Origin of the sequence: Endozoicomonas sp. ONNA1 (assembly GCF_024606325.1) — a bacterium.
GTDB lineage: Bacteria > Pseudomonadota > Gammaproteobacteria > Pseudomonadales > Endozoicomonadaceae > Endozoicomonas_A.
The window spans coordinates 24,678-38,319 of sequence record NZ_JAHHPN010000424.1 but is presented as its reverse complement, the minus strand read 5'-3'; the positions used below and the strand labels follow the sequence as shown (position 1 = coordinate 38,319).

14 protein-coding genes are annotated in these 13,642 nt (G+C 49.3%); 4 read left to right on the top strand and 10 right to left on the bottom strand.

The genetic code is table 11. The annotated features are described in order from the left end of the window. Positions 1-68 precede the first annotated feature (68 nt). Complete coding sequence (gene hemN / locus KDK19_RS09645) at positions 69-1,460, bottom strand: oxygen-independent coproporphyrinogen III oxidase (protein ID WP_257253263.1); 1,392 nt, start codon at positions 1,458-1,460, stop codon at positions 69-71. 408 nt (positions 1,461-1,868) lie between these two features. Between hemN and KDK19_RS09640 the strand changes: the two genes are divergently transcribed. The 4 genes from KDK19_RS09640 (at position 1,869) to KDK19_RS09625 (ending at position 4,802) form a co-directional block, all read left to right on the top strand. Next, a complete protein-coding gene (locus tag KDK19_RS09640; protein ID WP_257253264.1) occupies positions 1,869-2,801 on the top strand; it encodes a hypothetical protein in 933 nt (310 codons plus the stop codon). Between the two features lie 62 nt (positions 2,802-2,863). Beyond that, positions 2,864-3,376 (top strand): hypothetical protein, encoded by a 513-nt coding sequence (locus KDK19_RS09635; protein ID WP_257280568.1) that lies wholly within the window; start codon positions 2,864-2,866, stop codon positions 3,374-3,376. 249 nt (positions 3,377-3,625) lie between these two features. Then, the gene (locus KDK19_RS09630) at positions 3,626-4,198 is read left to right on the top strand and encodes a GIG1 family protein (protein WP_257253266.1); all 573 of its coding nucleotides are present in this window, start codon (positions 3,626-3,628) and stop codon (positions 4,196-4,198) included. A 283-nt stretch (positions 4,199-4,481) separates the two neighbouring features. Then, on the top strand, positions 4,482-4,802 hold the full coding sequence (locus KDK19_RS09625; RefSeq protein WP_257253267.1) for a hypothetical protein: 321 nt from the start codon (positions 4,482-4,484) through the stop codon (positions 4,800-4,802). A gap of 628 nt (positions 4,803-5,430) precedes the next feature. Here the strand turns inward: KDK19_RS09625 and KDK19_RS09620 are convergent. From KDK19_RS09620 to ccoO, 9 genes are all read right to left on the bottom strand, one after another. Then, positions 5,431-5,733 carry a hypothetical protein gene (locus KDK19_RS09620; protein ID WP_257253269.1) on the bottom strand — a complete coding sequence of 101 codons (303 nt, stop codon included), beginning with the start codon at positions 5,731-5,733 and terminating at the stop codon, positions 5,431-5,433. 484 nt (positions 5,734-6,217) lie between these two features. Then, complete coding sequence (locus KDK19_RS09615; protein WP_257253270.1) at positions 6,218-6,934, bottom strand: sulfite exporter TauE/SafE family protein; 717 nt, start codon at positions 6,932-6,934, stop codon at positions 6,218-6,220. A gap of 66 nt (positions 6,935-7,000) precedes the next feature. Then, on the bottom strand, positions 7,001-7,174 hold the full coding sequence (gene ccoS, locus KDK19_RS09610; protein ID WP_257253271.1) for a cbb3-type cytochrome oxidase assembly protein CcoS: 174 nt from the start codon (positions 7,172-7,174) through the stop codon (positions 7,001-7,003). A 7-nt stretch (positions 7,175-7,181) separates the two neighbouring features. Next, positions 7,182-9,680 (bottom strand): heavy metal translocating P-type ATPase, encoded by a 2,499-nt coding sequence (locus tag KDK19_RS09605; protein WP_257253273.1) that lies wholly within the window; start codon positions 9,678-9,680, stop codon positions 7,182-7,184. Between the two features lie 19 nt (positions 9,681-9,699). Beyond that, a complete protein-coding gene (locus tag KDK19_RS09600) occupies positions 9,700-10,266 on the bottom strand; it encodes a FixH family protein (protein ID WP_257253274.1) in 567 nt (188 codons plus the stop codon). Positions 10,267-10,284: 18 nt separating this feature from the next. Further along, positions 10,285-11,685 (bottom strand): cytochrome c oxidase accessory protein CcoG, encoded by a 1,401-nt coding sequence (ccoG, locus tag KDK19_RS09595; RefSeq protein WP_257253276.1) that lies wholly within the window; start codon positions 11,683-11,685, stop codon positions 10,285-10,287. A gap of 193 nt (positions 11,686-11,878) precedes the next feature. After that, entirely contained in the window at positions 11,879-12,799 is a 921-nt protein-coding gene (gene ccoP, locus KDK19_RS09590; protein WP_306670848.1) for a cytochrome-c oxidase, cbb3-type subunit III, read from the bottom strand. After that, positions 12,796-13,011: a cbb3-type cytochrome c oxidase subunit 3 gene (locus tag KDK19_RS09585; protein ID WP_257253277.1), complete on the bottom strand. Its 216-nt coding sequence runs from the start codon at positions 13,009-13,011 to the stop codon at positions 12,796-12,798. Before KDK19_RS09585 ends, ccoP begins: the two co-directional genes overlap by 4 nt. A gap of 5 nt (positions 13,012-13,016) precedes the next feature. Further along, positions 13,017-13,628: a cytochrome-c oxidase, cbb3-type subunit II gene (gene ccoO, locus KDK19_RS09580; RefSeq protein ID WP_257253278.1), complete on the bottom strand. Its 612-nt coding sequence runs from the start codon at positions 13,626-13,628 to the stop codon at positions 13,017-13,019. Between the last annotated feature and the right edge of the window lie 14 nt (positions 13,629-13,642).

Here is a 13,642-nt window from a genome sequence, read left to right as displayed (position 1 = left end):
ACAGTGGCTTATTAGACGCTTTTCGTGCTCAGCCCGCTATGTCTGCGGGCTAATTTACCTGAGCAAGGTTAAATCACCTTTGAATAAAGGTTCTGCCGTTGTTGTGTCTGCTGTTTGAAATAACCATCAAACTGCATGCAGATGTTTCTGATCAGCATCTTGCCCCTGGGCTCGACTTTAATCCCCTGACCATTCAAAGAAACCAGCCCATCGTTGGCCATGGGTCTCAGTGCTTCCAGTGCATCAGAGAAATAGTCACTGAACTTGAGGTCATAACGTTCTTCGACTTCAGCAAAGTTCAGTTTGAAATGGCAGATCAGTTGGTTAATGACACTTTGACGAATCTCATCATCACGATTCATGGTCAAACCACGGTAGATCGGCAGGCGGGCTTCATTGATTGAGTTTTGATAAGCCTCCATGCTGACATGGTTTTGCGTATAAACACCGCCTACCTTACTGATAGAGGAAACGCCCATGGCAATCAGGTCGCAGTGACTGTGCGTGGTATAGCCCTGGAAGTTTCTGTGCAGGGTGCCTGTTTCCTGGGCGACGGCCAGCTCGTCATCGTTCAGGGCAAAGTGATCCATACCGATGAAGACATAGCCTCGCGCTACCAGCTTTTTGGTGGCCTGATGCAGAATGTCCAGCTTTTCCTCAGAAGAGGGCAGGTCGGCCTCGTTAATTCGTCTCTGTGGTTTGAAGCGATGTGGCAGGTGAGCGTAGTTAAACAATGACAGTCGGTCTGGTGCCATCCCGATCACACGGTTTACGGTACTCATGAAACCGTCAACGGTCTGATGAGGCAGGCCGTAGATCAAATCCATATGCACTGACCTGAAAGCCATCGTTCTGGCGGCATCCAGAACAGACTGAACCTGCTCTTCGGGTTGCACCCGATTGATGGCTTGCTGAACCTTCTCGTCAAGATCCTGTACGCCGATGCTGATACGGTTAAAGCCCTCGTCACGCAGACGGGACATCATGACCCAGTCCACCTCGCGGGGGTCCAGCTCAATGGAAAAGTCAGCATGACTTTGATAGCTGAAGTTAAAGACGGACCTTAGCTTGTCCATCACCGCAGAAATCTGGTCCGGGCTCAGAAACGTTGGAGTGCCACCACCAAAATGAAGCTGCTCTACTCTCTGATCCTGGCCGAACAGACTGGCTTGCATGTCGATCTCGCGAAACAGGTAGTCGAGGTACTCTTTGGCTTTGTAACGGTGCTTGGTGACTATCTTGTTGCAGCCACAGTAGTAGCAAACGTGGCTGCAGAAAGGTATGTGTATATAAAGGGACAGGGGATTATTGGTCGCACTGCTTCTCCGGGCGCTGGACTCATAGTGCCCGGGGTTAAACCCCTCCTGAAACTGAACGGCAGTGGGGTATGACGTATATCTTGGGCCACTGAGGTCGTATTTTTTGATCAGACCTGTATCCCATACGGGGGCTGTACTCATGTTAACTCTCGAATTGGTTACCGCTCATCTGGCTGGACGCTATTGATGACTATCCAGGTAAACAGCCGATTGACCGGTTCTTTTTATTAACAGTTTAAAGACTAAAAAGCCAAATGTATTTGACGTGTGTCAATAAGTAGGTGGCGCAATTCATTCCGGTTTCAATGCTTTCAGGTCGCCGGATTCCAGCGCGGGAACGGGTTGTCTCTTTGGCTGTGTATTCAGGAAAAAGGCGGTTAGAAATGCTAACCGGAATGTCATTAACAGGTTTTTGCAAGAAGGCTAAGGTCAATTTATAGCAAAGCAGGGAATTCGCTTCACTGGAAACCTGAGAGTTCATACAGCCAACCGGGAACTTTTAATGTCCGTTGCCTGTCTATAACTATAAATTATCACGGAGAATAGATTATGACTTACGGATTAACACCAACAACAGGTAGCGGTGCAACCAAAGCTGAATTTCATCCCCCGCAGAACACTTCAGCGGGGTCCGATAACTGTCCGGCGACAACATCGAACGGTCGACGTTTGGTTGAGGTTGAGCCTGCATCTAATACAAATAATACCAGCCCTGCAGGATCCTCTCCGCGCCAGCCTGTTTCATTTGATCAACGTACCTGTCAGTGGTTGGAAGCACTCCCAAGCTTTACAGGCCGGAATGCAACCGATGTAAATCAGGCTGCAAACACTGGCAAAGTTTTTGAACAAAACGGAAAAATCCCTGTTGAGTTTATTAAGGAAATGACCAACCTGCTGTTAGAGGAAGGAAGATTTGCGCTTGAAGAATTATCCCGATTAAAAGAAGAGGAAGATGCACTGTCATTTTTATTGACCCCCGAAGAGGTAGAAAACAAGGACGGCAGTAGCTTCAGCCTCAGTGAAGAGATAAATACAGCTGATTTTGAGGTTAGGGGCGTCCCGGTAAAAGATCTTGAGGAGTTTACACTGGAGCCAGACATTGAGCCAAAGGCAAAAACATTTTACTCATTTATGGAGGGGGAACAGGACAGTGTAAAAACATTCCTTGGATTTGGAATCCTGGAAAGTGGGCATCCATTCAAATTCGAAGAAGATTATAATTACAGTGAATTGGGTTCTGCAAACCCACCATGTATTACTATTGCACCTGACTGGAACAGTCTGATTGATAATTTAGATGATTATGATCTGAAAGAATTTCTGGAAAATATGAGTCAATACAATTCTAAATTGCTCGACGATTGGCTAAAAATCACCCCATCAGGCAGCCTTAATGATATACGTGATAAATTGAAAATTGTTTTAAGTCCCGATTTATTGGGTATGTTCTGTCAGCAGGTGATCAATAGGATCAATAATTGAGCCACCTGCTCAAAACGGGCTGTCGCCTGTCAAAAAATGTAGATCATCATGGAGGATATATTATGACTTACGGAGTAACACCAACAACAAGTAGTGCCGCAGCCAGAGTGGAATTTCAACCGCCGCAGTTTAGTGTAGCGGGATCCGCTAGCTGTTCGACAACAACATCGGGTGGTCGAAGTCTGGCTGGTGTAGTGCCCACAATTTATATAAGTCCGACAAGACTCGGTCCGTTCCAAGCGTATATTCCAACTTTTCAACGTCTTTGTGCGCCTTTCGAAATCAGATTTAACTTCATATGTCAGCCTGCAGGACGTGCAATCGAGTATCCAAGCAGCATGGACGGCAGAGATGTACCTCGTTTCGAGCCGTATCTTGATCAAATAATTCGAAATTCGGCCATGGCGGTCGGTGGATTAAATCAAGATTCATTTGTTTATGAGGATGAGCCGCAAAGGCCGCAGCCTGATGTTTTTGTGGCTGAGCCGGGAGGGCCGGGGCGTAATTATTATCAGTTATTGCAACAAGCAGCAGCACCGATTTCAAGGGGGAGGGGAGCAGCAAGAAAAGGCTGAAGCAGTCGTTGGCTATGACAAACAAAAAGCCTGAAGCCGATGGCAGGGCGCTTCGCAAGCCTTCTGAAAATCATCAGAATGGTGTTTAAAACTTGTTCCCACGCTGAGACCCAGAGGGCCTGAAAGCGTGGGAAATGAGTCAACCTCATCAATCACTACATTGAAAGAGCATTCACTTCCGCTCCGACAGCCTGTGATCAGTCTATGCTAGACAACCAATAATATTGGGTTCAACCGGGAGAGTGCGTTTTGTGGGTTATTGGCGTTTGCAGTCTTGTATTGCTTAAGGTGCTGTTCAGTGTTGTCACCTATTCCGGAGTGATTACCTGGGAAGAGATTCAGTCAGATTATATTGATACCCGTAGAAGTCCTGTCCAGCTGATGGCTTACCTGAGCTATCTGTCTCGATTGAAGCTGAGTGGGATATCGCCTGAAACGGCTGTGCTGGAGAATGTTTTCAACCTATCGAACCAAAGGGCGCTGGAGTGCAGTGATGGTCATTGTGTGCTGGAAAGCCAACTGGTATTTAACCGTTATCCCTACTGGCTGGAAGACGACGTAGTGCATCTGTTGTTGTTTATGTCCGGCAAGGACTGGCAGGAAAAGTCTTTGCAGGAAGAGTCAAACGGGTTGTTGAAGAAAAGTCTTGGCGAGTTAGTGTCAAGGTACTCTCTGGAATGGCGAATCTATGTGAATCCACCCCATAAACGATCAGTGGGACTCGCTCATGCACACATCTTCCTCAAAGGTGTGAACTCAGAAGAAATTGCTCATCAGGTCAAACGGGCTCTGATGTCTGGTAAAGCAGGGCATGAGCTCTGATAGCTCAGACAACCAGAAGCCTGGCTGATAATAGCGCTGGCCAAGGCGACATCGTATTGATGACGGCAGAACATTGAGGATGAAAATTGCTCCGTGACGAATCACCACCAGAAACTTTTCGACATTTGAGGCGAAGCAACGAATTTGCTGTTCCAGAAAGCTACGAAGTTTCTATGGGCAACCATGAACTTTAATGTCCTTTGACTGTCCAAAGGCGCAGGTAACCGAGAACTTTAATGTCTGTTGCCTGTTCAGAACCATAGATCTTCATAGAGGATATATTATGACTTACGGAGTAAAAACAACAATCAGCGCCGCAACCAGACCGGTATTTGAACCGTCACGGTATTGCGCAGCGAAGTCCAATACCATGCCCTCAACAAAAAGTGGTCGAAGCCTGCTGAAGATTGAGCTTGCACCTGATCTGAATCGAATAAATCACGAGCCGGTCCGTCCTTACGTTCCAGCTGTTCGACGTTATGGTCCATATTCACAGGCATTTTCAGGCATTACAGGCCAGGAAACAGCTAAAAGTCAGGCTGAAGCATCACCAATGGCTCTGACCAATAAAAAGCTCGATGCCATGAGAAGACTCTTTAACTAAAGCCACTGACATAGCAGCTGGTATCACTCATTGTTCGGTTGTTTCAGAGGCTTTCAGGCCAACAGATATCAAAAGAATGATATCTGTTGGCCTTGGGTTTTACGACACTGTTTGTCTATGTGCGTATTAAAAGAGAACTTGGCAAGATCGTTTACACCCGACCTTAGCCTGAAACTAAGTGGGCAGCAGAGTCAACTCACTTGAGTAGTGTCGGCAAGGGTTAACAGTGTTAGTTGTATTAGTCCAGAGACAATGATCTTCCCTCGATAAAATGGACACAGGTCTACAGCTAAGTTGTCGTGGCGCAGCTGGCCTTGCTCGGAATGTACATCATTTGGAGTTGACTTAACTTTGCGCTCATCAGCCACGAGCTGTCCCTCAAAATATTCCTCGCGCCAACGAGACTACATATAGGGATGAATGTCGAGTGCTTCAGCGACATCCTTCAACATTTTGTTGGGTCTAATGGTCATTCTAACAGCCGACACTTTAAATTCGTTGGTGTATTGGAGAGTTTTTTTCACAGTTTTATAAGCAGGCACGTGATTACCGTTTCAGTTGGATTTGAGTGTCCACTAAAATGGGGGAGGTTCACAATCGACTGGATTTTGTTATTAGGCGGCGTGGCTTATTTCTTGAGGTGGTTCACGATAATGGTGAGAGTGTCTTCTATTTTGTCGAAGCGTTCACGAGTTTCTTGTTTGAACTGGTCAAAGTGTTTTTCTTGCTGGTCAAAGCGTTCGTCAATCTTGACAAAGCGTTCGTCAATTTGGGCAAAGCGTTTTTCTTGTTGGTCAAAACGTTTGTCTATACGAGCGAACCCTTGGTGCATTTCAGCACGGGTTTTGCTGGCGTAGCTGACAATACCCGTCAGGGTGTCTCGAATATGGTCAAGCTCTGTTTCGTTCGGTTGTTCAGCGTTTAAGCTCATGTTGTACTCCTGTCAAATGAGTGAGAAAGACAGCTTAGCAGACTTTGAGAAAGGGTGCAGAGAAACTTAACATGGGGATATACAGCATACGCGGCATAATATCATTAACAACCGAATCAAGAAGGATACTATCATGTCTGGGAAAGCAACTCCTGGAGAAATCGCAAAGGCCGATCATGGCATCCTCATGGCCAAGTCTCATACGACATTGTTGCTATCTAATCAAACGGTTTAATTGGTAAAGAAAGCGACTTTCTTTTCAAAGTTGATGGGTTTATTCAAAAATCGACATGAAGAGAGTGCATAAAACAAAATGCTTTCTGATTCATTTTGAGATGGATTATTAAAAGATGAGAATGCTGGTTCTCACCTCAATAAATCCGGAATCAGTTGTTATTTGTCCAGTTCACAATAATGTTATTTGTCATACCAAACGGTACTGGCGAAATGTTACCGCTATCTGGAGCTCTGTTGGCTCAGACACCTACATAGAATGGCCGCCATGTCCGATTGAGAGTATGGACATGACCCATACCTGATGTGGACCGGGAATACTGTAAAGGCCAAAGAGAATCATCATAATGCCGGCAATGTTGCGGGTCATGCTGGCTTGAATAACAGACGTCAGTTGCCTTGCAAATATTCCGGTCAGAAACACAGAGGGCAAGGTGCCCAGCCCAAAAGCGGCCATTAACAAGGCAGATTGGGTCGGGTTGTTCTGAGTGGCGGACCAGATGAGCGTGCTGTAAACCAGTCCACAGGGAAGCCAGCCCCATAAGGCACCCAGGGTCAGGGCATCAGGCGTGCTGCGAATGGGCAGAAGTTTGCTGGCGAGCGGTTGAATGTGTTTCCAGAGGTGTTGTCCCAGCTTTTCCATTTTCATCAGGCCTTTCCACCAGCCGGTGATGTAAAGACCCATGGCGATCAGCATTCCGCTAGCAATGATTCGAAGCGAGGATTGCATGGCTTCACTGGCATCCCCGAGAAACCAGCCCACTAATCCAAACAGCAGGCCCGCCAAGGCATAACTGCTGATTCGGCCTATGTGATAAGTCAGCATTAACCAGCTGGTTTCAGCTTTTGAGCGTCCTCTGAGTGACAGGCTGAGGGCTGAGGTGATACCTCCGCACATGCCAATGCAGTGAGTGCTGCCCAGCAAGCCAAGGGTGGTTGCGGCTAGTAGAGTTGGCGCTTCCGTCATAGCTATCTATCTGCTCAAGGCTGTTCATCTGCTCAGGGCTGTTAATCTGCTCAGAGCTGTTCCCAATCAGTCTTTTTTGGTTGGACGACTGACTTTTGGCTGGTCGTCGTCAAACAGAATGTTGTGGGCGGGTCCTTCCAGATCATCAAACTGGTCATTATCTACTGCCCATAGAAATATCCCTACAGCAAGGGCAATCAGCAATACGGCTATTGGTATAAGAATGATCAGGCTTTCCATAGGGGTACTATACCTTTACAGCAACTTGCAGGTTATCCGCATTTTCACTGCCATTATTCTGGCTTGCCAGTTGTTCTTCCCGGGAAGCAGGCTTTTTATCTCTGTTGAGTCGCAGGGCGTTGCCCACCACCAGCAGAGAACTTAATGCCATGCCAATCGCAGCCATCCAGGGGGCAATCATAGCTGCTGCTGCCAGTGGCAGGGCGGTTATATTGTAACCCAATGACCAGGCCAGATTCTGACGAATGATCTTGCGGGTACGTCTGACCAGATCAAAGGCGTCTATCAAACGACCAAGGTCGTCGGACAGAAGTACGGCGTCGGCACTGGTCTTGGCCAGGTCTGAAGCATTACCCATAGCCAGAGAGACGTCTGCACCGGCCAGCACCGGTACATCATTAATGCCATCACCCACCATCAGAACATGCTCGCCGTCAGCCTGTCGCTGGCGAATAAACATCAGTTTGTCGTCCGGACTGGCCTGAGAGTGCCATTGTTCAATGGCTAACTGTTGGGAGACTGATGCTACCACCGGTTCCTGATCACCACTGAGCAGCGTCACCTTGAAACCGGAATCTTTTAACCGACGAATGACGTGGGCCGCTTCTGGCCTGAGGCTGTCAGTTAGTTTGAACCAACACAGTGGCAAGTCATTCTCAGACATGAGTAGCCATTGTCCTTCCTGCTTCGGGCGTGCAGGTATATTTGTTTGACAGCAGAAATCGGGACGGCCCATTTTGTAATGGTTGGCACCGATTCTCGCTTCGATGCCCCGACCGGTATGACTGACCACTTCTTCAGCCCTGAGGTCAGTCGCGACTGCAAAAGCCCTGGCAATGGGATGTTCCGAATGCGCTTCAATGGCTGAGGCAATGGCAAGCAGCTTGGACTCAGAGTGATGGCAGCCAGCAACAGGATAAGTGCCTTCCAGTTTTAAACGACCTTGGGTCAAAGTGCCGGTTTTATCAAAAACAATGTGGGTGATTTTGCCCAGACCTTCGAGAACATGACCCCGGGTGACCAGGAATCCCAGTTTATGCAGATAGCCTGTCGCTGCCGTCAGAGCTGTTGGCGTTGCCAGAGAGAGGGCACAGGGGCAGGTTACTACCAGTACGGACAGGGTGATCCAGAACGCATCTTCTGCCACGACACCCGACCAGTACCAGTAAACGACAGTTGCTGTCACCAGAACAGAAGCCACAAAGTAACCGGCAACACGATCTGCCAGTCGGGCAATGGCAGGTTTGTCCTGTTGGGCATGTTTTAGCAGTTTGAGAATCGCAGACATCCGGGTTTCTTCACCTACATGGGTGATTTCAAGCTCAAGGGCGTTGTCGATATTGAGACTGCCGCCCATCACTGACTCGCCTATGCTGCGGGCTATTGGCAGATATTCGCCTGTCAGCATGGATTCATCGACACTACTACTCCCTCGCAATATAACAGCATCAGCGGGAATGGAATCACCGGGTAATACCCGTACATGGTCTTTGGGTTTCAGATCAATGATCGGGACTCGAACATACTCTTTACCCTCTTTTTTCAGGCAGCTGGAGGGCAGCAGGTTGCTTAGGGCCCGGGCTGCACGAGAGGTTGAATGTCTCGCACGAAGCTCCAGATAACGACCGGACAACAGGAAGAAAGTAAACATAGATACCGAGTCAAAATAAACTTCACCACTTCCGTTAACGGTTGCCCAGAGGCTGGCAACATAGGCTCCACCAATGGCAATGGAGACCGGCACATCCATGCTGAGATGGCGGGTTCGGAAATCTCGCAGGGCTGCTTTGAAAAAAGGTGCCGCTGAGTAGAGTATGACCGGAGTGGCCACCAGAGCACTGACATACCGGATCAGATCCCGATAGGGGGCCGTCATGTCGTTACTGATCGCTCCGGAGTAGAGCGCGATGGCATACATCATGACCTGCATGGTGCCAATACCGGCAATGGCGAGGCGTCGTATGAATACGCGGTTCTCTTGCTTGAGCATGGCTTCCTGGCGATCAGCGCGCCAGGGGTAGGCTTTATAACCAATCTGATGAATGGCGATCAGAATATCGCTGAGTGGTGTCTGTGCGTTATTCCAGCTGATCTGGGCTTCATGAGTACTCAGGTTAACAGAGACTTTTTCGACACCTTCGATCAGACTAATATGATTCTCCAACAACCAGACACAGGCAGCACAGGTGATGCCCTCTATCAACAGGCTGGCCTGTCTTTCGGACTCACCGTTGCTGATCACAAAGTCCTGCTGAATATCATTCCGGTCGTAAAGCCGGAGTTCTTCTTCCAGCCGCTGGCTGAGCGTATTGGCCTGCAGACCGGGGTCGGTGCGGTGCTGGTAATAGCTGTCCAGTCCGCCGGCAATGATGGCTTCAGTCACCATCTTGCAGCCCGGGCAACACATGGGCTGCTGAACACCTTCAACCGTCGCCGTGTAAGGGGGTGTCCCTTCGATAGGCAGGTGACAATGGAAACAGTAGCAATTTTCAGAATGTTTACTCATCCACTCAGCCCAAAATGCTTCAAGGTTTAGAGCTACCGCGCGGCAGCAGCTCGCTGGCAACACCGGCTTTCAGCACCAGGGGCTGATTCAGGCGCCAGCCTGTTTCGTAACCGACTTCAGGAATAAGTTCGTCCAGAGTTTCCAACTGGACATAGGTTTTTCCCTCGACCGCTTCATCAATCTGACCCACATATATCTGGGTGGACTCGTCACCGGAGATAGAACGGTTAACCATGATGACTTTGTCCTGGTCGGCGAATACTGGAGAAAGCAGGCTGAGCTTTAATTGTTGTGGCCATTCGCTGAGGTTGCCGTTTACGGTGATTCGAACCTCACCTGTCAGATCGTCGATCAGCAAGTTGGCCCGAATTCCAAGGTCATTGGCGTTGTGATCACGGGTAAGATCTTCATTGATCTGTTTACCTGTTTTGTAATAGTCATCGACCACCACACTGTCCTGAATCTTGAACGCATAGTAAGTCCGGTAACTGCCCCAAACAAAGGTGACCGCCAGTACTCCCAGAATTCCCCATACCCAGGGCTCCTGGTACCAACGGGTGACGGGTTCATTCTTCACAAGGCTCATAATCGTTACTACCTGTCTTCAGATTTGCGGAGCAAGGAATCGACTTTCGGCACTTACAGGCTGAATGTCCGGCTGATCACTGCTGATTATAAATTCAATATCACGGCTGCCGGAATGGACAGAACCCGCAGGCAAGACCAGCCGAACTACGTGTTGCGCAACTTCGCCGGCATTGACCGTAAAGCTCATATCACCTTTGGTGCTCAAATCCCCTATGTCCCTGACACTGATGGTCATGGTCAGCGTGCGCTGATCCTTGTTGGCCAGTTTGAGGATATAGGTATTTTCAATGCTGCCATCGGAGGTGGTGCGATAAAGCTGATTGCGGTCTCTGAGAATGTCCAGTTCCAGTGCGGAGCGATTGTTCAGGCTCCCTGCAAAGAGTCCGATCATTGCCAGCAGGGCGACGGTGTAACCTATCAGTCTCGGGCGCAGGAAATGGGTCTTCTTACCTGAAAGCTCATTGTCTGTGGTGTAGCGGATCAGGCCTTTATCGTAGCCCATCTTGTCCATAATGTTATCGCAGGCATCGATACAGGCCGCACATCCAATGCAGCCGATTTGCAGTCCGTTCCTGATATCAATACCGGTCGGGCAGACCTGGACGCAGACGCTACAGTCAATACAGTCACCCAAACCCTGACTTTTGGGGTTCACACCTTTTTTGCGTGAACCCCGGTTTTCACCGCGCTTATGATCGTAAGCGACCACCAGAGTATCCCGGTCGAACATCACACTCTGGAATCGTGCATAAGGGCACATGTGCAGGCAGACCATCTCTCTCAGATAGCCAGCATTACCATAGGTCGCAAAGGTAAAAAAGCCCAGCCAGAAAAGTGCCCAGGGGCTGACTTCCAGAGACAACATATTCGGAACCAGTTCCCGAATCGGAGTAAAGTAACCGACAAACGTGATAGCAGTGGCAACAGAAACACCCAGCCAGATACCATGCTTCGCCAGTTTGCGCAGAACTTTTTCTGCCGACATCGGAGCTTTGTCCCTGCGCATTCGCTGGTTGCGGTCACCTTCTGTGACCTTCTCTGCCCACATGAATACCCAGGTGAATACACTCTGTGGGCAGGTATAGCCACACCAGATCCGGCCGGCAAACACCGTGATGGCAAACAGACCAAAAGCGCAGATAATCAACAACCATGACAGCAGAATAAAGTCCTGCGGCCAGAAAGTAGCGGAAAAGATATGAAACTTGCGCTCCGGCAAGTCAAACAGAACAGCCTGTCGACCATCCAGGTTAAGCCAGGCCGTGCCAAAATACAGAAGGAACAACAGCGCTCCCCCGAGCAGCCTGAGATTGCGAAAGTACCCCTGGAAACTGCGTGTGTAGATTTTGTCCGGCTTTTGATACAGGTCAATTAATTCCGGTCCACTGGATTGGATCTGTTGGTCTGACTCTGGCATATCACTTCACTGCCCTGATGGTCGTTATAAATCGTCCATTGAACCTGGCTCTTCTCACCGTGAATGTAAGAAGTGGTCCTTCGAACTGCATCTTAACAGGACGCTATTGGTAATTCGGCGTTATCTTACCTGATAAAAAAAACCACAGCCAGACAGCTGTGGTTTTCATGACAAGGTGGCGAATCAGAGACAGTTAATCTGTCTCTTTTTCGTTGTCCTTGTTGTCTTCGTCGAGACTGAATACGTAGGTAGCGACCAGGTGGACTTTTTCCTTGCCGAGAATGTCTTTCCAGGCCGGCATCACACCGTTACGACCATTACGAATGGTGTATTCCACCTGAGCCTGGCTGGAACCATATAGCCAGACTTCATCGGTCAGGTCAGGTGCCCCCAGTAGCTGGTTGCCTTTGCCGTCGGCGTTGTGACATACCGCACAAGTCGTGTCATAAATCTTCTTGCCCGCTGTCATTGTGGCCGGGGCAACTTTGTCTACCAGACCCGCATTAGCACGGATGAAGGTAGCAACGTCACGAACGCCTTTCTCGCCAATCACCGCGCCCCAGGCAGGCATCTGCCCGTTACGGCCTTCCATGATCGTGGTGGTGATCGCGTCAGCCGTGCCGCCGTATAGCCAGTCGTCATCAGTCAGGTTCGGGAAGCCGAAGGCACCGGCGGCATCACTGCCGTGACACAGGGCGCAGTTGTTCAGGAAGATACGCTCACCCATCTTGACGGCTTTAGGGTTGTTTACCAGCTCTTCAATCGGAGTATTAGCGTACTGTTCAAACAGTGGCTGATAACGACGATCATGTTTTTGCTGATGGCGTTCCAACTCACCGGTAGAGGTCCAGTCCAGAAAGCCCTTCCAGTTACCAAGACCCGGATACAGAGCCAGGTAACCGGCAGAAAATACGATGGTACCGACAAACAGAGCCAGCCACCATTTGGGCATCGGATTATCCAGCTCTTCGATACCGTCGTAGGCGTGCCCGGTGGTTTCAGTTGTTGTCTCTTCGCGCTGTTGCCTCCAGGTAGTAAACAGCACATAGATTACAAATGCCAGGCAGGCCAGAGTAAGGATGACAACCCACCCACTCCAGAAACTACTCATCATTGTATGGCCCCTTTGTCCTTGTCTGCGTGCTCAGTCTTTGCCAAGCCACTGGCGTGTCGTGTATTTATATGAGCTTCGTCGTCTGCAAACGGCAGTGATGCTGCTTCATTAAAGTCCCGCTTCTTATGGCCACTGTATGCCCAGAAACATACCCCCAGAAAGGCAATCATGGCTAAAACAGTGGACAGTCCTCTCAGATCATTAATATCCATGAGTGTCACCGTTTATTCTGTAGTGCGGTGCCCAGTGACTGCAGATAAGCCACTACGGCGTCCATTTCAGTGCGACCCTTGACTGCGGCTGTAGCACCTTCGATGTCATCATCGGTGTAAGGTACGCCCAGGCCTCTCAGAACTTCCATTTTCTTGCCGGTCAGTTTGCCGTCCAGAACGTTTTCGTTCAGCCATGGGTAAGATGGCATGATGGACTCGGGGACAACGTCTCTCGGGTTATTCAGGTGAGCACGGTGCCACTCGTCAGAGTAACGACCGCCAACACGGGCCAGGTCCGGACCGGTTCGCTTGGAACCCCAAAGGAACGGATGATCGTAAACAGACTCGCCGGCTACAGAGTAGTGGCCGTAACGCTCTACTTCAGCACGCAGAGGGCGCACCATTTGTGAGTGACAACCTACGCAGCCTTCACGGATATAGATGTCACGACCTTCCAGCTGAAGAGCAGTGTAAGGCTTAAGGCCTGCCACCGGCTCAGTGGTGGTTTTCTGGAAAAACAGGGGCACGATCTCAACCAGGCCGCCAAAGCTGATGGCTACTACGATCAGCGCCACCATCAAACCAAGATTTTTTTCGACTAAATCATGTTTTTTCATGGTGAACTCCCCCG